The following is a 21,464-nucleotide window of genomic DNA, read 5'->3' as shown; positions in this document are numbered from 1 at the left end:
GGAGGTAGCTCCAAGCTATGAGCCAGCGCGGATTAGGCTCTCGTCGAGGAGGAAGCACATGAACGACGAATCGACCGGAAGCGAGTCGTTGATCCAGGCCGGAGGCATCTCTCAGGCGCGCGCGGCGCGGGGCGCGCCGTTCGCGCCGCGCGCGGCGCTGGTCACCGGGGCGAGCCGCGGGCTCGGCGCCGCGCTCGCGCGGGAGCTCGCCCGGAGGGGCGCGGCGGTGGTCCTTGTCGCGCGCGAGCGCGCGCCGCTCGAGGCCGTGGCGGCCGAGATCACCGCGCAGGGCGGGGTGGCGCACGCGCTCGCGGCGGACATCGGCGACAAGGGCCAGACCCACGCGATCGCCGGGGCGGCGGCGGCGCTGGTCGGTCCCATCGATCTGCTCATCCACAACGCGAGCACGCTCGGCAGGACGCCGCTGCCGATCCTGCTCGACACCGAGTGCGAGGATCTCGGCCGCGTGCTCGAGGTCAACGTGGTCGGCCCGTTCCGCCTCACCAAGGTGATCGCGGGCGCGATGGCGCTGCGGCGGCGCGGGGTCGTCGTCCACATCAGCTCGGACGCGGCCGTGAACGCCTATCCGCGGTGGGGCGCGTACGGCGCCTCGAAGGCGGCGCTCGATCACCTCAGCCGCACCTGGGCCGCCGAGCTCGAGGGCACGGGCGTCGCGTTCTACGCGGTGGATCCCGGCGAGATGAACACGCGGATGCACGCCGAGGCGATCCCCGACGCCGATCCGAGCGCGCTGGCCGATCCCGCGGACGTGGCGAGGCGCATCGTCGCCCTCGTCGGCCGCGCCGGCGAGGTGCCGAGCGGCGCGCGCGTCGAGGCGGCGCGCTTCGAGGAGGCGCCATGAGCCCCGCCGCCTGGCCTCGCGAGAACCCCCTCGAGGAGCGGCTCCTCCACGTGGATCCGCGCCTCGGGCGCCTGCGCGACGGGCGCATCGCGGATCTTCCCGCGCTCCTCGAGCCGGGCGATCTCCTGGTCGTGAACGACGGCGCCACGCTGCCGGCGTCGCTCCACGGCGCGACCGGGGGCGGCGCGGCGGTGGAGGTGCGCCTCATCGGCGAGCTGTCCGAGGGGCGCTACGCGGCCCTCTTGTTCGGCGCGGGCTCCTTTCGCACGCGCACCGAGGATCGCCCGCCGCCGCCCGCGCTCGGCCCGGGCGACGCGGTGACGTTCGGCGACGACCTGTCGGCCGCGGTCGAGCGCGTGTCGCCGGCCTCGCCGCGCCTCGTCGAGATCGCCTTCCGCGAGCGGGGCGCGCCGCTCTGGTCGGCGCTCTACCGGAGGGGGCGGCCGATCCAGTATGCCTATGTCGCGGCGCCGCTCGAGATCTGGCACACGCAGACGCGCTACGCGAGCCGGCCGCGCTGCGCCGAGCTCCCCTCGGCCGGACGGCCGCTCGTGTGGGGGCTCTTGCTCGAGCTGATCCGCCGCGGCGTGCGCGTCGCCTCGTTGACGCACGCGGCCGGGATCTCGTCGACCGGCGAGCCGGCGCTCGACGCCCTGCTCCCGTTGCCGGAGCGCTTCGAGATCCCGGAGGAGACGGTGGCGGCGGTGCGCGAGGCCAAGGCGAGTGGGCGCCGGGTCGTCGCGGTGGGCACGACGGTGACGCGCGCCCTGGAGGGCTGCGCCGCCGAGAGCGGCGGTGAGCTTCGGGCCGGCGTGGGCGTCACGGATCTGGTCCTCCACCCCGGCTTCCGGCCGCGGGTCGTGGACGGGCTCCTGACCGGCGTGCACGACCCGACCGAGAGCCATTTCCGCCTGCTCGAGGCGTTCGCGCCGGCCCCGCTGCTCCACCGCGCCAACGCGTACGCCGAGCGGGCGGGGTATCTTTGCCACGAGTTCGGCGACTCGTACCTGGTCCTCGGCTGATTTCCGGGTGACGGAAGATCATCAGAACATCGTACGAGGAAACCATAGCGAAACGCCCGCCCGCGCGTCGTCGGCCACGATGGATGGCAGCGGCGGCCCATCTCCGGAGATGCGAGCACAGCTGATTGCGCCGGTGGGCCGTCGTGCCGTGGCGTGGGGCGTGGTCGCCGCCCGTTCCGCCATGGCGCCGCCACCCCTGAGCTGCCCCTCTCCTCGGGTTTTCCCGTGGTTTCGTGTCGGCATGTCGTGTGCTCGAGGCCGAGCGTCATGCCGACGCTCGAGCACAACGCCCTCGTCGAGATGTTCCGTGAGGACATCTCCGGCGCCGAGGCGTCAGCGGCAGAAATATCTATTATTTCAATTGGTTCCGACTGCCGCGTGGCCGAGCCCTCTTCCGGCGTGGCCCAACGCGGGCCCAACGAACCGCCTGTGAAGGCGCCAGCGTCCGCCGTGGCGGGGGCGGGGACGTCGTCCGGGGGCGCCGTCTGACCGGGCGGCGCGCCGGAGGCGGAAGCTTCGGCGCTCGCCGAGCCCATGCCTGCTCCAGCGGACGCGGGTTGGCCTCCTCCTACCGAGCCGCCCTTTCCTCTCAGCTCGGGGATCGCCTCGTCCAGGGGGGCAAAGTCGCCCAGCCCAAGCTCGGCGATCTTGCGCGCGGCGCGCTTGTAGTGGTGGATCTGGCCGCTCGACTTGTGTCCGGTTCGGTCGGAGATCCACGTCTCCGTGCGACCATTCGCGAGCTTGATGGTAATGAAGGTCGCTCGAGTGTCGTGCAATCGGATGTTCAGCCTCGACTCCGTGGTCTCGAACAGCTCGGGTCGATCGACTCCCGCGCGTTGGAGGTGTTCTCTGAAGCGTTCCGCCCCGTGACAACCCGGCAAGGGGTCACACTTTGGCCCGACGAAGACACGCCGATTGTCCGGCCAGAGCTCGCGATAAGCACGAAGCGCGCGCACCACATCAGGCGATAGTGCCCAGGCACGGGGGTCATCGGTCTTGTTCTCATCGAGAACAACGGCTCCCCGGTCAAGGTCGACATCCGACCATTCGAGAGTTCCGGCCTCGTCGGCTCGCATTCCCTCGCGCGTGAGGAAGCCGTAGTAGATCCGGAAGCACAGCGGGACCAACTGACTCCTCATGAGGCGTTGATCCTCGTCGGGGTACAAGTAACCCTTTGCCTTGTTATTCTCTATCTTCGGAATCCACCCGCGTGGCAGCGGGTTGTGCGCGATGATGCGCGCGGGGTAGGCAGCCAGTGCCAGTAGCCGATGGATGACAATCGCAATAATTCGGCGCGATCCGGGCTCCAGGTGCACCGGCAACCGTGACATCGCGTGGTCAGCATGGTCGAGTGTGAAGCGCACGAGGGGAACAGGGCCTAGCACGTCGAGCACGTGGCCCAGCCTCTGCTCATATTTATCGGCTGTCCGAATCGCCTTCACATGATCCGGATACTGCTCGGCAAGCTTTCCAGAAAGAACCCGCTCAGCGAACTCGGCGAACGTGGTTTCCCCGGAGGCACGGGCGCGCGCTTCGCCCCTGCACAGGTGGTTGATCGCGATCCGGACGTCACGGAGCGCGCTGCCCTCGCGCGCGGCAGCCTGCTCCAGCAGCGGCAGGCCGAGCACGATCTGCCCAGCAGCGAGCAGGTGCCTGCTGAGATCGGCCAACACTTCCAGCCGCGCGTTGGCGTCGTGCTCGGTCCGACACGTCGGCAGGCTGAACGTGCGTCGCCCCGCCTCGCCGAGGCTCAGACGCGCGGTCCACGTGTTCCTGCGCAGCCGGACTGACCCGGAGCCGTTGGCGCGCTTGTCGCCTGCCGCTGATGGCGCGGTGCCCTGCCGGCGCTCCGCAGAGCTCGACACTCCCGGTAGGCTCGCACCGGGCGCGGCTCCCGCCTCTGGCGGCGAGGCGCGCCCGCCAGGGCGGCTCGCACGTGCGCGGCGCTCGGTCGATCCGGCTGAAGGAACGGACGAGGTAGCGACTGCAGGCGAGCGCTTGGCGCGCGCCCGCCGCTGCGGTACGTCGGTCATGGGTCGGTCTCCGGGAAAGCGGGGGTCGATCAAGGGCCCGTCCGGCGTTGGTAGCGCCGAGCGGGCCCGCTCTACTTCAGCGCCAGCCTAGCACCACTGTGTCACAGCCGGAGGGACTGGAGCCTGGGGACCTCGGCGTGTCGACGGTGGCAGCTGGGACACCGGGGCAGCCAGCGGGTCAGCACGCGGGCGATGGCAAGACGGCAGGTGGCGAAGGAGTCGCTAACATGGCGCTCAGGCCGCGAGTGGGAACGGCGTGGGGAAACGCGTTCGTTCGGCCGAGGGGGGAAAATGCCGCGCGCGTTCGGCGACAACGAACGCGTAGCAGCTGAGGGCGACGGTCACATGGTGGTGCCAGCCGGGAAAGCGCCGGCCTTCGAAGTGATCCAGGCCGAGCTCGCCCTTCAGCTCCTCGTAGACCTTCTCGGTACGGTAGCGCTCCTTGTAGAGGCGCACGATCTCCCTCCGGGACATCCGGGCCGGCAGTGTCGTGAGGGCAAACTTCGTCGGCTGACGTTCTCCGTCGAGCCATTCGATCAGCAGCCAGACCGGCTCGTGCTGCGCGACCGGAATGCCATCGCGGCTCGCTACGCGCACGCGCCGCAGCGCGAAGCGCGACGAGAGCGTGCGTCCGGTCCCTTCGCGCCAGGCAATCCGCCGAAAGCCCCGACGGCCGAGACGTCGCCCCAGCTCGCCCACGCTCATCGGGGTGCAGCGCTCGGAGTCGCTTCCGCTGAGCAGCAGGACTTTGGTGGGCGCTTCGATCCCCACGGCGTAGTCGAACCCCAGCAGGCGCACCGTCTCCCGGAACTCATGGGCGTTGCCGTAGAGGGCGTCGGCGAGCACGATGTCACCGGGGATCCCTTCGCGCACGGCGCGCTCGATCATGCCGAGCGCCAAGTCGACCTTGCTCTTGTACTGCACGGACGCAGGTATGCGGGCTTCGCGCCGTCGCGCCGGATCCTCGGCCCAGCTCCGAGGCAGGTACAGCTCGAAATCGATGGGCACGTGGTGGTAGCGCGTCGCCACGCTCAGGCTGAGGCCGATCTGGCAGTTGGTGATCTTGCCGGCGGAGCCGGTGTACTGCCGTTGAACCCCCACCGAGTGCTCGCCCTTCTTCAAAAAGCCCGTGTCGTCGATGAGCCACGCCGAGACCGGAGCGTGCTCAGCCATCGCCGCGATGGCGTAGCGGGCCGCGTACCGGCGCACGGCGTGATCGTCCCAGTGCGCGTTCGAGATGAAATGCTGCAGGCTCTGGTGCGCCGCCTGCACGCGCGCCGGGTCGGGGCAGGCTCGGGCAGCGAGCGGCTCAATGCTCTTGCGTTCCGCCTCGCCGAGCAGCCCCATCGCATAGATCGCGAACGACTCGCGCCGCAGCGGATGGGCAAGGATGTCCCCGATGTCCGAGAAGTAGGCGTCCAGCCGCCGCTGGGCGGCGGCGTTCATTGTGTACTCCACGACACATCAGGCTGTGTCGCCCCTGCAGGGCGGCAAGCTCCGGTCCGCAGAAAGGCTCCAGCCTTCCGGGAGATTCCTGCGGGGAGCGTCGGCTCACCCCGCCCGGTCGCGACACAGTGGTGCTAGCACGCCTCGCATCTGCATGACGGGCGCTCGCTCGGCCGGTGGGCGGCTGCGGAACAGGTTCGAGCCCGGCAGAGGCCAGCACGGCGGCAACCCGCGTGTTCTCATCCGCCTCGGCGGTGCGACGCGACGCCGGCTCACTGGCCAGCGCCCGCAGGTACGCAACGAACGACTCGCGCTGGACCAAGCGCAACTTGCCGAGTTTGGTGATCAGCAGGGGAAAGCCCGGCGCGCGGATCGTGTCGAGGAAGACGCGCGCCGGGATACCGGTGACCGACTCGACGTTCTTCTGCGAGAGCATCTCCGGCTGCGGCGCCGTGATCGTCAGCCCATCCAGCGGGATCGCGAGCGTTGCGGTTGCCGTCGCCGTCGCTGGCTGGCCGATCACCTTCGGGCTGGACCATCCGCCGGCGGGCGTCTCCAGGCTCTCTCTGTCGATGGCGAGCGTGCCGTTACCAGCCTGACGAAGAGCAAGCGGTGCCGATACACGCGCGAGAGCCGCTCGTGTCATACTATACCTCCATTCGTGTTGGGTTCGTGCGCGACCGTGACCGCCGCTTCTGAAAGGAGCACGAAACGGTAATTCCGTGTCGCCGGTGATTCGACATGAATTGCCCGGAGACCTGCCTGGGGAAAACACCCTGTTGCATCGCGGGGTTGGGTGTTCTGGAAAGCCCTGCCGAGGGGCAGAAAATGGGGGCTTGCGAAGGAATCGATTTGGTAATTCGCGCGCTCCGGCGACGCCGCGCGTGGAGGCGACGTAGAGCCACCCATCGGGCCTTGTCCACCCCGGGCGGGCGCGACGCCGTCGCAGAGATCGAGGCGGACGTCGGCGAACGTTGCGCCGTCGGCCTCGTCCATCGGGCCGAGCGCGGCGCCGTACCGGCGCCGTGGCAGCACTCCTTGACGCACCTGGAGCTGCACGACGTCGCGCGTGCGCCAGCGTCGCCTGCTCCCTGAATTAGGATCGGCGAGCGGGCGCGATCGGCACGCACGGGAGAGGTACGCGGCGAAAGTCCAACGCGACGCCGCTTCATGTGCTCGACTGGCGCGCTTCCCGGCGGGTAGCTCTGCACCGCAGACTAGCATGCCGATCGCTCGGACGTGGGCTTGAGACCGCGGGCGTCCCGCGCTCTGCCGCCTCCCACGCTGCTCGCAGGCTGCTTGCAAGTCTTCCTCCCCCCTCCATCGGCGGTCCCATTCGCTTCAGCGCCTCCAGGCGCGCAGCCTCCAGCCTCGACCGGCGTGGCGCCGTCGCCCGGCGCTTCTCCACGAGCTCACCGAGCACCTGCGCCGCGCGCTCCCACTGCTCCGCCGCCCCCGGCGCGTGCGCGATCCTTCGCACGGCGTTCCAGGGCGCTTCAAGCTGATCACACAGGTTGCCGATCTCGGGGTGCAGCCGTGCGATCGCGCGCAGGTGGCACCGGGTCTGCTTGTTCATCTGGAAACACTCTTCCAGGACGTGGCTCGGCGCGCGGACAACTCCGCACGCGAGCTCGTACCAGCGCCGCGAGCTCATGCGTCTACAAAAGCACCGAACCACAAACCTGCCAGGGCGAAGCCTTCATTTTTCCGTTCAACTTTAAAGAGCGTTAAAGCACAGTACAAGAGTCGGCGCCTGGCGAGGGTGACGGCATTAAAGTCTGATGTAACGTGCGACCAAGAGGACGCCGGTTCTCACGTGGCACCGTGACCTGACTGGCATTCGCTGGGGCCCGATCAGGTGACCTCGGTGTGCGGGGTGACCCCTCCGGCGATCCCACCGCCCGGCCGTCGAGCGGGGCCAGCCCTCCCGGCGCCGCGTCCGCCGGCCGCGCGTACGTCCACCTGGACGAGCTCCGCCTGCCGTCAGCCTCCCGTGTGGACGAGCTCCGCGGCCCCGTGCGCCGAGTTCGCGCCCCGCCGCGTGCTCGCGTCCAGGCGCCAGCCCCAGGCCGCCCCGGCGTCCGCCAGGACGAGCTCGCGCAGCGCCGCTCGGGCCGGCCCGCGGTTGTGCCCGGCGCGCGCCGCCCTGTCGCATGCGACAAAACGGAGGTCGGCGGCTCGCCGGAGACGCGCAGCCGACCCCGCGCGAAATTACCAAATCGACCCCTTCGCGCCCCTCCAAAATCGGCCCCTCGGGCGCTCTCTCGAAACGGCCTAACTGCGCGTCATCAGAGCGGGTTCCCCGCCTGACTAGATCCCGGTAACTCGCGACGAGTTACCGGATCGTCAGAATTACCATTTCGGGCCGCCTCACGCGCGCTCGTTCAGGCTCTGTCCCGAACCCGAAACGCCACAACAACGGAGGTTCGGATGTGGCAGGAGTAGCTACCCTCGCGCGGTCGGCGGCTCCAGGCGCGCGGTCGGCGGGCCGCGCTGGCGGGCGACGCTGCTGCACGGGCGGCATCGTGTGCAGCCCCAAGCGTTCGGCAGTCAGCGCGCCGTGACCGCGACCTTCCCGACGGCGCGCTCCGACGAGCCGCCCGCGCGCGAATGAGAACCGTCAGGGAGATGGAGGGGGCTGGGGCCCATCCTGATCAACTTGTTTGAGGGGCGCACAAGGAAGCCCCCTCACTGAACTTGGTGAAGTTCGTCCGAGGGGGCTCCCCTCCGGGTTTCAGGACCGGAGGTAGACCATGCTGGACGACCCCCATCTTGGGCGCGGGTTCTTCAGGGTGCTGGTGGAGGTGGACGAGGCGGTGACGCGCCGGGTCGCGGCCGAGGGCTGCCCCGTGTGCGACGGGCCGCTGCACCGGTGCGACTGCGACCGCAAGCCGCGTGGGGCCCTCGTCGCGCCAGCGGGCGAGGCGTTCGCCCGTCGGTTCAGCTTGTGCTGCCGGCGCGAGGGCTGTCGGAAGCGCGCGATGCCGCCGTCGGTGCGCTTCCTCGGGCCGCGGGTCTATTGGGGGGCGGTGGTGATCCTGGCGACCATCGTCGCGCTCGCCCTCCGCGCGGCTGCGAAGATCCGGCGGCGGACTGGGGTGCCGGCGCGCACGACGCGCCGATGGCTCGGCTGGTGGCAGGGCCCCTTCCTGCGCACGGGGGTGTTCGTCTCGATCTGCGCGCGACTCATCGGCGCCGACGTCGGGCGCGTGCCGGCTTCGATCGTCGATCGGCTCGAGGGTACGCAGACGCAGCAGGTGAGGACGATGCTCGAGCTGCTGGCGCCGCTCACGACGATCTCGGTGCCCTACGGATCACGTTTCTTGAGGGGGAGCGCCTGAGCCTCGCGCCCCGCAGAGGAGGTGATCTCCGCGGGGATTCCGCGGCAATGTAGGGTCGAACACTCGAGCGACGACGAGACGTCGCTCGTGAAGGAGGCCCTCATGAGCCAAGACCCGCGGGCGGCGGCGCGCCCGCCACGGGCCGGTCCGTGTCCGTCGAGGAGCTGCGCCGTCCCCATGTCCGCGTTGGCGCCGCCGCGAAGGAGGCGCCGATGAGCCACCCGATGAAGCCCGACGACGGGGCACCGGCGCGCGTGCGCTGGGCACGTCTGCGTTTCTCGATCACTCGAGGCTGCCGGCAACCCGAGCCTCATGACCACCGAGCTCAAGGCCACGCTCGCCGATTACGCCGCCGGCAACTACCGTGGAGGAGCCGTCGGCGATCGTCGCTATCCTGCGGCATCTGGGTCTGCCGACGGAGGCTCCTCCGCTCGCGCGGGCGCGGCGGATAGGCATGTTGGGAACGTGGCGTCCGCAGCCCCGTGCCCGCAGATCCCCGCATGCGCCGACGGCGCCGGTCCGACCGGCGACGTGGGCGCATCTTCGCCGTCGCCTGGGGACGGTGGCACCGTGCTCGCTCGTGTCCAGGCGCATCGCCCCGCTGCGCGGGCGCCTGCGGCGGCCCGGACACGAGCTGCGCGCGGTGCCTCACGCGAACCGTGGGCGACGGCGGAGGGGCGCTCCGCTGGGGGCTCGAGCTCGGGGCAGGTGGGGCTGACTGGCCGCGAGGGTGGCGTCGAGGCGAGCGAGCCCATGACAGCGAGCCTGCGGAAGGGCTGGCGCCCTCCGTTCGTCGAGGCCAGCGCTGGTTTGCAGGTCCACGCAGCTGCGAAAGGGGGCGCCAGTGCAGAAGTATATCGGTCTGGATGTTCACGCCGCAAGCAGGACGTTTGCGGTGATTGGGGAGAGCGGCAAGCGGCAGGGGTCGCACGTGGTCGAGACGAACGGCCAAGCGCTCGTGGAGCAACTCAAGACTATCACCGGCAAGAGGCACGTGGTGTTCGAGGAAGGGACGCAAAGCAGGTGGCTCTACGAGATCCTCTCGCCGCACGCGGAGGAGATCGTGGTGGCGATGGTCTCGGAGAGCCGAGGCCAGAAGAGCGACGAGCGCGACGCGTTCCGGCTGGCCGAGCAACTGCGCACGGGAGCGATCAAGACGCGCGTGTTCAAGGAGGTGGGCGAGTACAAGACGCTGGGCGAACTGGGCCGCACCCACGCGATGATCGTGCAGGACGTGGTGCGGGTGCAGAACCGGATCAAAGCGTTGCTTCGGTCGCGCGGCGTGGCCGTGGCGGGCAAGAGCGTGTACTCGGAGCAGGGCCGCGGGGAGTTTTTGGAGAAGCTGCCCAACGCGAGCCGTGCGGCGGCGACGATGCTCTACGCGCAGTACGATGCGGTGGAAGCGGTGCGGCGGCGAGCGGAGAAGGGCCTCGTCGCCGAAGCGCACCGACACCCGATGAGCCGGGTGCTCGAGTCGTGCCCTGGGCTGGGGCCGATCCGGGTGGCGCAGATGATGCCCATCGTCGTGTCGCCGGCGCGGTTCCGGACCAAGCGGCAGTTCTGGTCGTATTGCGGCCTCGGGATCGTGATGCGCTCGACGTCGGACTGGATCCAGAACAAAGAAGGCGGCTGGAGGCGGGCCGAGGTACAGAAGACGCGCGGCTTGAACCTGAATCACAACCGCACGCTGAAGAACGTCTTCAAGGGCGCGGCGACGACGGTGATCACGCAGCTGCCGAACGAGCCGTTGCAACAGGACTACCAGCGGCTGATCGATGCGGGCACGAAGCCGAACCTGGCGAAGCTGACGATCGCCCGCAAGATCGCCGCAATCGCTCTTTCGATGTGGAAGAGCAAGGAGAAGTACGACCTGACGAAGCATCGCAAGCAAGGCTAAAGACTCGTCTCACGTGTGGATTTATCAATCCCCAGCAGCGGTGTAATCGCCGGCGCAGCAGCTGGAGACGAGCAAGGTTCGAGGGTGAGTATCCATGCTTGTCCTGGCCCAGGCGCAGTCGACCTGAGGTCCCTCGGATAGGCTATGCCCCCTCGGAGTACCGAAAGAAGCCATGGTCAGAAGAGGCCCAGATAGAAGGATGGTTCCCGCTCCGTGCGCGAGAACAACAGGGCTTCGATCTCGTCGAGGATGCCAGCGAAAACACCCCAGAAAGGGAGCTACCGTCATCCTCCGTATTGGCCAGCGGTTCCAACGCCAATCGCGGACGCGTGACCGACCGGGAAGCGCTCAAGGCTCGCCGCGCTTGCCAGCTGAACGCGGGCAAGCCCCGTCGCAAAAGCCAGCCGAACCCGGACAAGCCACGCCGCACGTGCCGACTGGGAGCGGACGCCTCCGTTGAAGAGGACGGTCGGCGATCGGGAGGGATCTGGCTTGACACTACGTTCCATAGAAGGACAAGCAAACGCGTTCCGCAAAGCAAGATTCTCGGAGCCGTTGCTGGCTCGTGCAGTCCGACTGTACGAGTTTGTCGACAGAACGGGCCTTATGCGATCAGACAGGCCTTCCACTCGTGAACCGCCTGCGATTACCGCGACGTCGCACCAAGCGGAAGGCATCCTACCGTATAGCTGTACACTACTGGCACCAAGCGGAAGGCATCCTACCGTATAGCTGTACACTACTGGTCGACCCCATTGGCGTCAACCTCCGGCATGGGAAAGTCGGTCGGCTCGGTCAGGCTCACGAGGTGACGATACTCCCGCCGTCGGGCGCTAGAGCCGTCCGGCCGAAGTCCTCGAGTTTAGCGCGGTTTGAACAATCGCGCGGCAGCGGAATAGGTGGACTTCGTAGCGGAATCGGGCCATGTGTGCGCTCACATCGCAGCCGCCGCACAGCAGCGAGTCGTTCGGATTTTTCCGCTCCGGTAGCAGGTTGGCCTGAGGGCCGTCGTCAAGAAAGCGCGCTCGGAGCTCCGAGGTATCCCATGAGGCAACTAGCTCCTTCTGTTCTCATTCTAGTTCTTGCTTGCTCGAGCGAGTCCGCTCCCGGCGACGGCTACAGCCCAGGGGCGAGCGGTTCGAGCTCGGGTGCCGCGGGCTTGGGCGGAACCGATACCAGCTCTGGCGGCGGCGCTGACCCCGCCGGAGCGGGCGGCACGGGCGAGGCCGCTGGCAACAGCTCGGGTGGTACCACTGCGGGGTCCGCAGGCACCGGCACGAGCTCCGGAGGCAGCGACTCGGGCGCGGGCGGTAGCGGCGGCCAGGTCAATCGGCCCGAAGTGGTGCTGGCGGGTGACAATGTGAACGCTAACGGACCGCTCGAGACGACGGTTCAGGACCTCTCGTTCAGCGGCGGTGGCCACATTCTCGTCAGGCCGACGACGCTCACCACCGAGCCCAACAAGAAGCACCCGGTGGCCATTTGGGGTCCGGGCGGAGGTACCCCTCCTCGCGACTACCTACAGCTGCTGACGCGCATGGCCTCGCACGGCTTCGTCCTCGTCGGTATTCGAGAGTCGACGGGCGACGCCGTGCTCATGTCGGCGGCGATCGATTGGCTGGAGGCTCAGGACGCCGATCAGAACAGCCCCATGTACGGCCGCTTGATCCTCGACCGCGTTGGTGTGTTCGGGCACTCGATGGGCGGGCTGTCGTCGGAAGCGGCTGCTCAAACCGATAAGCGCGTCTCCACCGCGTTGCTCAACAACAGCGGCTCCTTCGAGCACAACGCCCTCGTCAATCTCAAGATCCCTGTCGGCATCATCTACGGTGAAACGGGTCAAGAGGCGCCCAACGCCGAGGGTGACTTCAACAACGCCGGCAACAAGGGGCCAGTCTGGCTCGGCAAGATGAAGGGCGGTGGTCACGGCTCGGGGCCTTGGGACGGCGCCGGAGCGAACGTTGCTTGGATGCGTTGGCACCTCGGCGGGGAGAACTCCCGCAAGGACGCGTTCCTCAAAGACGGTGGCGACTACAACAACACGGGCGTGTGGCAGACTCAGTCCAAGAATTGGAACGAGTGGAAGAACTGGAACGAGTGACAGGCGGTACACCGAGCAGACGTTCGTGCTCGGCAGCATCACGTTTCAGGACGGGCTCGTGACATGAGCCCGGCTGGCTGCGTCTGGCGCGCCCTGTTCTTCGAGGATGTCGCAACCTAGCAGGCGATCGAGCGGCACGTAGGTGTCCGGCTTGCCCGCTTCGCCGGCGACTCGCACGCCGACCGTGCTGGGCATGTAGTGGCCTTGTCGCTCGCGACGCCATAGCTTGCGCGCCGGCTTGTAGCTGGAGCTCACCTCCGCGCGCGCGAGCACGCCGTTCCAGTAGACTCGCCGCCGCCGCTCCTCTGGAATGACGCTGCGCGGGAACGCGCTCAGCAGGCTCTCGTCGACGTGCGCCGCTTGAAAGCCATGGGCTCGGCACCGCGGCCTGGCGTGAGATTCCTGGAGCTCGGCGCGACCGTCCATCTTGCTGACATCAGGCTCACGTGCGCTGTCGCGTGGGCCCGGGCGCGTCGCCGCTAACGCGCTATCGGTACCGGTTCACAGAGCCTCCCCGTCGACCCTACTCAGGGAAGCGCAGCGTCTCGACAGCGATGCCGTCCTCCCCCGTGATCTCCTCGCCAGACCAATCCCAGCTCGTTCCGCCTGGGCCCGGCAGCCCGATCTCGAAGGTGACCCCCTCCAGCGTGAGCTGGTCCTCGTCGAGGTAGGCGATGGCGATCGAGTCGCCGCCGCGCCCGGGACCGCCGTAGCCGCCGTCGCCTCCGAGGCCGCCGCTGCCACCCTGGCAGGACCACATGCCGTCCCCGAAGGCGCCTCCTGGTGCGCCACGCCCGCCAGGGCCGCCTTCCTCCGGCTCCCCGCCGTCGCCGCCTTTGCCCCCGTCGCGGGCGGTGATGATGCTATCGCGCACCGTCACCTTCGCGTGGAGCGCCACCATCGCGATGCTCGGCTGCCCGTTCTCGCCGCCTCTGCCGCCCCGCCCCCCGCAGCCGCCCGCGCCTCCGGAGCCGCCACCGGCGCCGCCCTTGGTGGCCACGCCGCACGCCGCGAGCCCACCGCGACGCCCGCCGCCCCCGCCGCCGCCTTGGCCCGGCATCCCCCGCGCGCCGTCGCCGGCCCTGTCGGGGTGCCATCCGGTCTCATCGATCCGCCCGCGGCCCTTGCCCGGTGCGCCGGCGGCACCCCACATACCGCTTTTCCCGGCGACGCCGCTGCTACAACCACCGTCTGCCCGGTTCCCGCGTCCTCCTTCCCCATCGTGGTTGGGGTTCGGCTGAGGTACGGGCTCGCCGTCTTCCCCATCTCCAGCGCCGTCCGCGAGCCCGTCGCCTCCTTTGCCACCGACGCTCGGGACCCCTCCCTCGCAAGAGTTCACCGCCGGAGCCCCACCCGGGACCGTCGCTGCGGAGCACGCGTCTCCCCCATACTGCCCGTCCGGCCCCGACGCTGCCCGGCCCGGCCATTTCTCCCCATGGCGGCCCCTCAATCCCTGCTCGGCTTCGATCCAGCTTCCGATGATCTCTACCTCGCTGCCCGAACGAACGATCATTCCGATATGCCTTGGGCTGCGGACGAACACGTGATCGATGATCGAGACGCCATCCGCAGCCCCCGTGTCGCCAGCCCGTGCCGGCTCGACGGTCAGCGGGATGTGCCCAACCGGGGCACTGAGCTTGGCCATGCCGTACACCGGCTCTTCAACCTCCCGCAGCCGTTCCCATTCCAAGAAGTCGAAGCCTCCATAGATATCCACCCCGGAGGGCAGCGTGATGGACTCCACGAAAGCATTGCGGGTGAGGAACACCCGACCGCGCCCGGTGCGCGCCAGCTCGATGGCGCGCGGCAGGGAAGTGACGGGCCTGTCTTTCGTGCCGGCGTTCGCGTCGTCACCGCCGAGAACCGGATCGTTGACGAACACGCCGCAGCCGTCCATCGCCCGCCCCGCCGCGAGATGCTCTAGGCAAACCGACTCAGGGATCGGATCACCTGCGCACGTCGATGGACCGCCGCACGGCGGCGCACCGTCAGGGTCGTTCACCCCCGGCGCCGTGCCACAACCGGCCGCGGCGAGCGGCAGAAGAAAGACCAAGAGGATTGCGGTATTCAGGCGCATCGGTATCCCTCGCTGGCAGCGTCTCGCGAACGCGAGTCAATGGGGCGGCTCGCTTGCCGCACCGAAACGATAGAGCTCCCCCCACGGGCCGTCCGCCCCTTTGCCCACCTCGTCCTCCGGGCCGGCGTTCCCCGCGAGGCCACCATTACCGGCGGGTCCGGGAACAATGGTGGTCCCGGGTCGAATGGCGAAGTTGGGCACCACGTAGGCGATGCCGACGGATGCGCCGCCGAGCCCGCCCCCGGCATCGCCTCCGCGACCGCCGTTGCCTCCCCAACCGCCAGGGCACCCCGTCCACATGCCAGCGTCAGAAGTCCCGCCCCCATTACCACCAGACCAACCCACCCCCCCCGGTTGGCCCGTCCCGCCCACGCCGCCTTGGCCGCCCTGGCCCGTAAACACGTCGCTGGCCGCGACCGTGAGCTCCGTGCCGTCCAGCGCAACGATCCCGATGCTCGCGCCGCCATAGCCGCCGCCAAAGCCGCCCTGACCGCCACAGCCGCCGCTTCCTCCCGAGCCGCCGGCGGCCCCCCCCTGGGGGCCGCCTGCCCGGCAAGCGACCATGGGCCCGCGCGACTTGCTGCCGCCGCCGCCGCCGCCCCCCTGGCCGGTGCCGCCTCGCTTCCCGTCCCCGCCACGGACACCGATCCAGCCATCGCCGCTGAGGATGCCTGACCCAAAGGCACCACGCGCGCGACCGGCGTCTGCGCCGTCTGCGCCATCGCCCCCTTCGCTGCATCGCCCGAGATCCGCGCCGAGCCCGGCGTGGCCGTCGCGCTCGGAATCCTCCGCAGGGACCGGCTGTCCCGGTGCGCCATCGCCACCGACGTCGAGTCCGCCGTCACCGCCATAGCCGCCCGTCGACTCGATGCCGTCGTCGCACACGGTGACCACCGGAAGGGCGCCCGTCGGGGAGTCCGCGGTGCAGGCTGACGCGCCGTCGTTCCCCTCAAGGCCATCCGTCGCTCGATAGCTCGGCGCGTCCCCGCCCGGCTCCCCGTCTTTGCCGTTGCCCGCGACGATCACGCTGTCCTGCACGATCGCCCTGGCCCCCGTGCTCAGAACCATCGCGATCGACGACTTGCGATCGGGCGCCGAGGCGTTCGCCGCGACAACTCGCACGCCGGCGATCACCGACGTCGTGTCGTCCCGCGCGAGCACCGTCCCCTCCTCCCCGAGGACCCGCAGCGGGATCCCTCCCGGCGGAGCGATGATCGTCGGGTGCTCCGGCCCACCGAACGACCCTTGATATGACCAATCCCCGCCGTCACATAGACGCCCGCCCCAGAGGTCGACCCCCGAGGGCAACGAGATCGTCTCCGCGAACTCCCCGCCGCACGCGTACACGCGCCGGGTCGCTGCCTCGCCGTAGCTTCGCCCATGCGCGGCGAGCCCGATCGCGTGTTGCAACGTCCTCACCGGCGCGCCCTTCGTTCCGGGGCTGTTGTCGTCGCCCTGCTCGCTAACGAACACCCCGCATTCATCCAGCGCCGGCGCCGTGCCGGGCTCTCCCTCGCACGGACCGGGCGGAGGCACCGGATCGGGTTCGCACGCCTCCACCTCCCAGCAAGGGTCGGAGTACGGGCACCCTGTCAGCGTGCTCGCGCCGCACATGAAGATCGCGACGGCGACGACGGACGTCGCCACGCGCCGGCCCTCCTTCGAACGCATCTGCTCGGCCCCCGATGTCCTCACCACAGCCCCTCGATCATCACGCCGATCTCTCGCCCGGTCGCCACGGGCGAGGCGTGGATCCGATCCTCAGCCGGCGTGAGCCCCAGGAAGGAGAAGTCCGTGAAAAACGACGCGGCGGTCGCTGCCCCGATCACACCGCCGGCGATGAGCATGGCCGTGCCCACGCCCGCGGACAGGTTGCGCTCGTCTCGGAGGCGGAGCAGGTCAGCGCACGCCGGGCGGTCCGCCGCTCGCCAGCACCTGGACCCGCTCGCCGCCGTACCGCCGTTGAGCCCGTCGCGCCGTTCGCTCAGATCGCCGTCAAGACTGGTGGCCCGGATCATGAGCAGGCTGCCCGCGGACAGGGTGGCCGTCGTGACGGCGGTCCCGGCGATTCGCAGCGTCGTCGGCCACGACGCCGGCTGCCCGGGAGCCTGCGGGCGCGAAGCGGGCGATGCGCTCGCGGTTTTCGGTACCGCGGGCGCGCCCTCCTTGGCGCTGCTCACGGCCGCGCGCGGCAACTGTATCGTCATGGTCGGCTCCGTCGCCGCCTGCGCGTCCAGCGTCTGGGATCCTTCCTCACGGCCCGGTGCTCGGGCCCGCACCATGTGCTTGCCAGGCTCGAAGAACAGGGTGTAGGTGCGCCTGGGTCGGCCGATGGGCTTGCCGTCGATGAGCACCTCGGCATCCGGCGGATCTACCGACAGATAGAGCGTCGCGACGAACTGAACGGCCTTGGCCAGTCCGTCCGCGAATCTTTTTTGCTGTTCAGGAGAAAGGGCCTTGCGCCGCTCAAGGCTCCAAGCCAGGTGCTCCGCTGCGTCACGAAACTTGCGTAACTTGAGCTCGCAGAGGCCCAGCTCTCCAGCGACCTCAGCGGATTCTCTCTCTGTAACAGATGTCGAGTCGATCGCCTCGAATGCTGCCTTGTAAGCGGCGTGCGCCTCGGTCCACTTTCCCGATGCCCGAGCTCGTCGGGCGCGGCGAAGCTGATCCTTTACGATCGAGCCGTCACTTCGTGCGGAGGCCGGATTGCGTTCCTCGGCACGGACCGGATGCGTGGTGCCGATCGCGACGCCAAGCATCAGGCATATCCAGAGCGATTGCGCAACGAAACGCATGCATCGACAGTACTTACGCCAGCCGTGGCGCGTCAACGGCGCTGAAACTGGCAGGACCAGGACGATCGGACGAGAAAAAACTCGCCCGAACAGGGAATGCGGCCATCGCTGCTCGTGCAGTCGCGCACCCCGTAGACCTACATGTCGTACTTTGCCCGACCAACCCTGGAGCCGCCCTGCATTTTCTTGAAGCCCTGCAGGCGGCTCAGGTGTTCTACCGGTCATGGGCGAGCCAGGCAGCACCCCTACCGGCTTCGAGTTCTTCCGGCGCCTCGCGCGGCGTTTCGGGGTCCCTGCGCGGCACGCGGAGGACCTCGCGCAGGACGCCTTGCTGCGGAGACTCGAAGCGGATCTGCGGGTCGAGCTCGGGGAGGCCCGAGCGTCGTACGGTGCCACCATCGTCCTGAACCAGGCGCGGAACCACGTCCGGAACGAACGCCGTCGGGGGGAAGTCCTGACCTCGTTCGACGACCACGACTTTCGGGCGGAGTGCCCGACTCCGGAAGAGATGCTCCGCAGGCAGCAGCGGGAGGAGCTCATCCGCGACCTGATCAACCAGGTCGACCCCAAGTACCGCGACATCTTGATCAAGCACGGGATCGAGGAGGTGCCGCTCGTCGAGATCGCCTCCGAGCTGGGGCTCAAGCCGAAGACGGTGAGGACACACTACCGCCGAGCGCTCGAGGACCTCGCCGCGGCCGTGGAACGCTGGAGGGCGCGGCAACGCTCGCGCGGATGGGACGACGCTCCATGCGTCCCGTTCGCCTTCGATCTGCGCGGCCGCGAGGGGTGGCTGAGCAAGCTAGGCCGTCTGGGCATCAAGATCCTGGTGCAGGGGGCGGTAGTCGTGCTGACCGGCGCCGTCATCGCGACGTTGCCGGACTCGTTCAGCCCGGAGTCGTGGTTGCGGGCGGCGGTGGTGCGCGCTCCTGCGCCCGCACCGGCCGTGGAGGAGATCGTGCAGCCACCGGCCCAACTCCCGATGCGCGCGGCGGCCGCGACGGCCGCGCAGGATACGGCGCAGCCGGCGCAGGCCCGAGACGCACGAGCACCGGTCCCGTCAGGCGCGTCGGTTCGTCGTACCTCGCTCCCCGTCCGCGCCGTGGTCCCAGCCGTCACCGAGCGCGAGCAGGGCCTCATCGACGAGGCCCGAAGGGCCATCGAGGCCCATAGCGCAGTCGCAGATGCCGAGGCGCGACGATTGCTCGAGACGCATGCACGGGAGTTCCCGCAAGGGCAGCTCGCTGCGGAGCGTGAAGCGCTCCTGATACAAATTCGCTGACTCGTCGGCTGTCCATCGAGAGCTGAGCAAGCGGTGAGGACGGTGCTGTCGTCGGGCGGCAAGGCTGAGATCCGCCTTGCGTCGAACAGGAATGCTCACGTCGAGGAGGAGAAACTTATGGAGGACATGCTAGCTGCGATGTGGCTCGTCTCGCCGCTCGGGCTCGCGATGATATCCTGCGTCGCGATCGGCTTCGCGATCACGGCGCGCGAAGCGCTGGGACGCGAACGCGGGCTTCGCGAGGCGCGCGAGCACGCGCATGATGACGAGACGTCGGCCCTCACGGATGCGAAGGAGCAGGCAGCGGAGGAGCGGGACCGATACCGGCGCCTTCTGGATTGTCATGTCGACGCCGCGCTCGCAGAGCTGACAGACGCCCGCGCGCGCCCGGTCCCCTGGCCAGGCAGGGTCCTCGAATCGTTCTGCGCGACGATTCCTTCGTGGAAGCGAAAACTGGCCGAGAGCACAGGGCTGGAGCCGAGGGAGGTGGAGCGGCTGCTGCGGAGCGACGTGTCGATAACGCCCGGCCTCGCGCGGCAGCTGGAAGCCTTCACGGGGGCGCCGGCGCGGTACTGGGAGCGCCTGTGGCGGTTGCACGACGCCTACCGGGCGGACGCAGAGGAGACCGTGGTAATCCAGCTCGGCGAGCCCGTCACCAAGCGCGAGAGCTCGGCGCGTCCAGCGTCGTCACCGGCGCCGAGCCCGGTGCCGCCGACTCCGCCTACGATACCCCCTCGCGCGCTCGACGTTCCTCCGCCCGTGGTGCCGTCTCCCGAGCTTGCGGCCAGGAGCCCACGGGCGAAGCTCCCGCCGCCTCCACAGCCGCGGCTGCGGTCGCCGCTGCCTGCTCGCGCCGAGGCGGGCGCCGAGCTCGCCCGTCGCGCTGCCACGCTGACGAGCTCCCCGCTACGGCGCGACGAAGGTGGGTCCAGTCCGGTACGCGGATCGGATTGGGAGGACGTTGAGCGCTCGTCGCTGAACACGACACTTCCAGGAGTAGGGAGCCATGGGTGAGCGCGGCCGCCCCTCGCGTTCAGAGCAAATGGGCAGTCGCTCCGAGACACGAGTTCCATTCGAGGCCATCGTGCGAAACAGTTCCATGATCAAGGACAACCTGCGTCGACTCAAGGTTCCAGAGTGCGACCGTTCAGACGTGATGCAGGAGATTCTTCTATCCGCTTGGCGAACCGTCGAGGCAGGCGGGTTCCATGCGAGCGAGCGTCTGTCGGTAGAGAAGGCGGTGAGGCGCTGGCTGTTCGTCGTCACGTGGCACCACACAACGCACTACAGGGAACACCAGCACCAGTGGGAAAAAGGCCGCGCCTCGTACACGCATCCGGCGATGGATGGCTACATGCCGCCGCCATCCGAGCAGGTGGAGGCGCTGCTCAGCCTACGCGGCTTGGAACGGCTCAGTCCGTCTCTGCGCGACGCCGTGGCGAATTCCGCTTTGGGGTACACCGCTGAGGAGATCGCGGCCGAGCATGGCCAGAATCCCAACACAATCCAGAATCGCTTGCAGCGTGGAAGAAAGCAACTGCGAAGAGCGCTCCGCTTGAAGGATGCTCCGACGCTGCTCGCCCTTAGGAGCATGTTGGCGAGGATGGCACCGCCCCGGCAGCTGAATAGCTGCGGCTAACGCCTCCGTTTGTTAGCGGACCATCTGCAGGGAGGACCGCTGACCGGTGCCGCATATGTGCGCTGGCGAGCCATCATCATAGGACGGGAGATTGCCCGGGGGGAATGGAGCTATGTGTGGTCCGTCGAATGAAGACGAGTGCGCTGCCGCGCACGCGCGCCTGTTTTCCCCGACGCTGGTTCGTGCCGTGCTGCGCTGGCTGGGGAGGCTGGGGGTACCGCTGTGCCATCGTGGCGACGTCGCAGGTCAAGTTTGGCTCGACGCCTGGGAGAGCTGGCCCAGGTTCGATCCGAAGCGCGGCAGGCCGGAGCGCTGGTTGAACGCGATCACCGTACACGTCGCCTCGCACTACCACGAGCGGGCGCAGCACCGCAGGGAGGAGTTGGTCGATCTGATCGAAGCGCTCGATCCAGCGCCGGACGCTGCTGATGTGATGGAGTGCGACAACATCAGGACCAGCACCATCGACGCAGTGAACGAGCTCGATCCGGAGCTGCGATTTGTGCTCGTAGCACACGACCTGAACGGAGTCTCTATGGCCAAGATAGCCGAAGACGCAGGGCTCCCTCTCTCTACGCTCTACAAGCGACGTGCAAAGGCCATCGATGCGCTACGTGACGCTATTAGGCTTCGGGAAGCCAGAGAAATCTCCGCGTACGGAGTGACGCTGTGATGAGCGTCAAAGGCCTGGTTGTGCACTTCCGGCGCGACTTGGACGACCATGAGGTAGAGCGGATGCTTGGCGCTCTTATGATGTTCAAAGGGGTCACCAAGGTGTCGCCCGTCGGAGCAGGCACCGCCAGCGGGTCAAGCGAGAGCTGCTCGGCAACATCCTCGCGCTTCGGGGCGAAGAAGAGGCGCCGAGCTCGGCGCGAACTCCACCGAGCTCGCGTCGGTGCAGCGCGGCCGGGCGATGACGGAACCCGCCGACCTGGGCGAGCGGCCCCCGCGTCTCTGCCGTAGTAGGCG

General features: G+C 68.8%; 17 protein-coding genes and 1 pseudogene. 12 read left to right on the top strand and 6 right to left on the bottom strand.

From position 1 onward, the window contains the following. Positions 1-58: 58 nt before the first annotated feature. From WMF20_RS29530 to WMF20_RS29520, 3 genes are all read left to right on the top strand, one after another. Positions 59-862: an SDR family NAD(P)-dependent oxidoreductase gene (locus WMF20_RS29530; RefSeq protein ID WP_437605247.1), complete on the top strand. Its 804-nt coding sequence runs from the start codon at positions 59-61 to the stop codon at positions 860-862. Beyond that, entirely contained in the window at positions 859-1,884 is a 1,026-nt protein-coding gene (locus WMF20_RS29525) for an S-adenosylmethionine:tRNA ribosyltransferase-isomerase (protein WP_437605246.1), read from the top strand. The genes WMF20_RS29530 and WMF20_RS29525 overlap by 4 nt, the downstream gene beginning before the upstream one ends. Before the next feature lie 267 nt (positions 1,885-2,151). After that, on the top strand, positions 2,152-2,373 hold the full coding sequence (locus WMF20_RS29520) for a hypothetical protein (protein ID WP_437605245.1): 222 nt from the start codon (positions 2,152-2,154) through the stop codon (positions 2,371-2,373). A 224-nt stretch (positions 2,374-2,597) separates the two neighbouring features. On the opposite strand, the pseudogene WMF20_RS29515 reads toward WMF20_RS29520, so the two are convergent. Then, positions 2,598-2,960, bottom strand: a pseudogene (locus WMF20_RS29515) (tyrosine-type recombinase/integrase); the annotation flags it as partial. 366 nt (positions 2,961-3,326) lie between these two features. On the opposite strand from WMF20_RS29515, the gene WMF20_RS29510 reads away from it, so the two are divergent. Further along, complete coding sequence (locus tag WMF20_RS29510; RefSeq protein ID WP_437605244.1) at positions 3,327-3,674, top strand: hypothetical protein; 348 nt, start codon at positions 3,327-3,329, stop codon at positions 3,672-3,674. A 477-nt stretch (positions 3,675-4,151) separates the two neighbouring features. Here the strand turns inward: WMF20_RS29510 and WMF20_RS29505 are convergent, their stop codons facing one another. After that, entirely contained in the window at positions 4,152-5,363 is a 1,212-nt protein-coding gene (locus WMF20_RS29505; RefSeq protein WP_437604873.1) for an IS701 family transposase, read from the bottom strand. Positions 5,364-5,596: 233 nt separating this feature from the next. On the opposite strand from WMF20_RS29505, the gene WMF20_RS29500 reads away from it, so the two are divergent. The 4 genes from WMF20_RS29500 (at position 5,597) to WMF20_RS29485 (ending at position 12,702) form a co-directional block, all read left to right on the top strand. After that, positions 5,597-5,962: a hypothetical protein gene (locus WMF20_RS29500; RefSeq protein WP_437605243.1), complete on the top strand. Its 366-nt coding sequence runs from the start codon at positions 5,597-5,599 to the stop codon at positions 5,960-5,962. A 2,154-nt stretch (positions 5,963-8,116) separates the two neighbouring features. Then, a complete protein-coding gene (locus WMF20_RS29495; protein ID WP_148314136.1) occupies positions 8,117-8,704 on the top strand; it encodes a hypothetical protein in 588 nt (195 codons plus the stop codon). A gap of 844 nt (positions 8,705-9,548) precedes the next feature. Next, positions 9,549-10,601, top strand: coding sequence for an IS110 family transposase (locus tag WMF20_RS29490; protein ID WP_437597185.1), 1,053 nt, complete (start codon positions 9,549-9,551; stop codon positions 10,599-10,601). A gap of 1,159 nt (positions 10,602-11,760) precedes the next feature. After that, entirely contained in the window at positions 11,761-12,702 is a 942-nt protein-coding gene (locus WMF20_RS29485; RefSeq protein ID WP_148314137.1) for a poly(ethylene terephthalate) hydrolase family protein, read from the top strand. A 45-nt stretch (positions 12,703-12,747) separates the two neighbouring features. On the opposite strand, the gene WMF20_RS29480 is transcribed toward WMF20_RS29485, so the two are convergent. The 4 genes from WMF20_RS29480 to WMF20_RS29465 form a co-directional block, all read right to left on the bottom strand. Further along, entirely contained in the window at positions 12,748-13,128 is a 381-nt protein-coding gene (locus WMF20_RS29480; RefSeq protein ID WP_437605242.1) for a hypothetical protein, read from the bottom strand. A 97-nt stretch (positions 13,129-13,225) separates the two neighbouring features. Further along, positions 13,226-14,779, bottom strand: a complete 1,554-nt coding sequence (locus tag WMF20_RS29475) for a hypothetical protein (RefSeq protein WP_437605241.1) — start codon at positions 14,777-14,779, stop codon at positions 13,226-13,228. A 36-nt stretch (positions 14,780-14,815) separates the two neighbouring features. After that, the gene (locus tag WMF20_RS29470) at positions 14,816-16,450 is read right to left on the bottom strand and encodes a hypothetical protein (protein ID WP_437617184.1); all 1,635 of its coding nucleotides are present in this window, start codon (positions 16,448-16,450) and stop codon (positions 14,816-14,818) included. 20 nt (positions 16,451-16,470) lie between these two features. Beyond that, on the bottom strand, positions 16,471-17,574 hold the full coding sequence (locus WMF20_RS29465) for a hypothetical protein (protein ID WP_437605240.1): 1,104 nt from the start codon (positions 17,572-17,574) through the stop codon (positions 16,471-16,473). Positions 17,575-17,797: 223 nt separating this feature from the next. Between WMF20_RS29465 and WMF20_RS29460 the strand changes: the two genes are divergently transcribed. The 4 genes from WMF20_RS29460 to WMF20_RS29445 all read left to right on the top strand — a co-directional run bounded on the left by WMF20_RS29460 (position 17,798) and on the right by WMF20_RS29445 (position 21,168). Next, positions 17,798-18,856, top strand: a complete 1,059-nt coding sequence (locus tag WMF20_RS29460) for an RNA polymerase sigma factor (RefSeq protein ID WP_437605239.1) — start codon at positions 17,798-17,800, stop codon at positions 18,854-18,856. 33 nt (positions 18,857-18,889) lie between these two features. Then, a complete protein-coding gene (locus tag WMF20_RS29455; protein ID WP_437605238.1) occupies positions 18,890-19,870 on the top strand; it encodes a helix-turn-helix transcriptional regulator in 981 nt (326 codons plus the stop codon). Positions 19,871-19,955: 85 nt separating this feature from the next. Then, positions 19,956-20,495, top strand: a complete 540-nt coding sequence (locus tag WMF20_RS29450; protein WP_437605237.1) for an RNA polymerase sigma factor — start codon at positions 19,956-19,958, stop codon at positions 20,493-20,495. 112 nt (positions 20,496-20,607) lie between these two features. After that, entirely contained in the window at positions 20,608-21,168 is a 561-nt protein-coding gene (locus WMF20_RS29445) for a sigma-70 family RNA polymerase sigma factor (RefSeq protein WP_437605236.1), read from the top strand. The last annotated feature ends 296 nt before the right edge of the window (positions 21,169-21,464 follow it).

Origin of the sequence: Sorangium sp. So ce834, assembly GCF_051521425.1 — a bacterium.
In the GTDB taxonomy this organism is placed as follows: Bacteria; Myxococcota_A; Polyangia; order Polyangiales; family Polyangiaceae; genus Sorangium; species Sorangium cellulosum_D.
The sequence above is the reverse complement of the archived record's forward strand: the minus strand, read 5'-3'. Positions and strand labels throughout refer to the sequence as shown.

Excerpts from the sequence above, each read along its gene's own strand:
- WMF20_RS29530 (WP_437605247.1), top strand. The coding sequence starts at position 59 with ATGAACGACGAATCGACCGGAAGCGAGTCGTTGATCCAGGCCGGAGGC.
- WMF20_RS29525 (WP_437605246.1), top strand. The coding sequence starts at position 859 with ATGAGCCCCGCCGCCTGGCCTCGCGAGAACCCCCTCGAGGAGCGGCTC.
- WMF20_RS29520 (WP_437605245.1), top strand. The coding sequence starts at position 2,152 with ATGCCGACGCTCGAGCACAACGCCCTCGTCGAGATGTTCCGTGAGGAC.
- WMF20_RS29510 (WP_437605244.1), top strand. The coding sequence starts at position 3,327 with ATGATCCGGATACTGCTCGGCAAGCTTTCCAGAAAGAACCCGCTCAGC.
- WMF20_RS29505 (WP_437604873.1), bottom strand. The coding sequence starts at position 5,363 with ATGAACGCCGCCGCCCAGCGGCGGCTGGACGCCTACTTCTCGGACATC.
- WMF20_RS29495 (WP_148314136.1), top strand. The coding sequence starts at position 8,117 with ATGCTGGACGACCCCCATCTTGGGCGCGGGTTCTTCAGGGTGCTGGTG.
- WMF20_RS29480 (WP_437605242.1), bottom strand. The coding sequence starts at position 13,128 with ATGGACGGTCGCGCCGAGCTCCAGGAATCTCACGCCAGGCCGCGGTGC.
- WMF20_RS29475 (WP_437605241.1), bottom strand. The coding sequence starts at position 14,779 with ATGCGCCTGAATACCGCAATCCTCTTGGTCTTTCTTCTGCCGCTCGCC.
- WMF20_RS29470 (WP_437617184.1), bottom strand. The coding sequence starts at position 16,450 with ATGCGTTCGAAGGAGGGCCGGCGCGTGGCGACGTCCGTCGTCGCCGTC.
- WMF20_RS29465 (WP_437605240.1), bottom strand. The coding sequence starts at position 17,574 with ATGCGTTTCGTTGCGCAATCGCTCTGGATATGCCTGATGCTTGGCGTC.
- WMF20_RS29460 (WP_437605239.1), top strand. The coding sequence starts at position 17,798 with ATGGGCGAGCCAGGCAGCACCCCTACCGGCTTCGAGTTCTTCCGGCGC.
- WMF20_RS29450 (WP_437605237.1), top strand. The coding sequence starts at position 19,956 with ATGATCAAGGACAACCTGCGTCGACTCAAGGTTCCAGAGTGCGACCGT.
- WMF20_RS29445 (WP_437605236.1), top strand. The coding sequence starts at position 20,608 with ATGTGTGGTCCGTCGAATGAAGACGAGTGCGCTGCCGCGCACGCGCGC.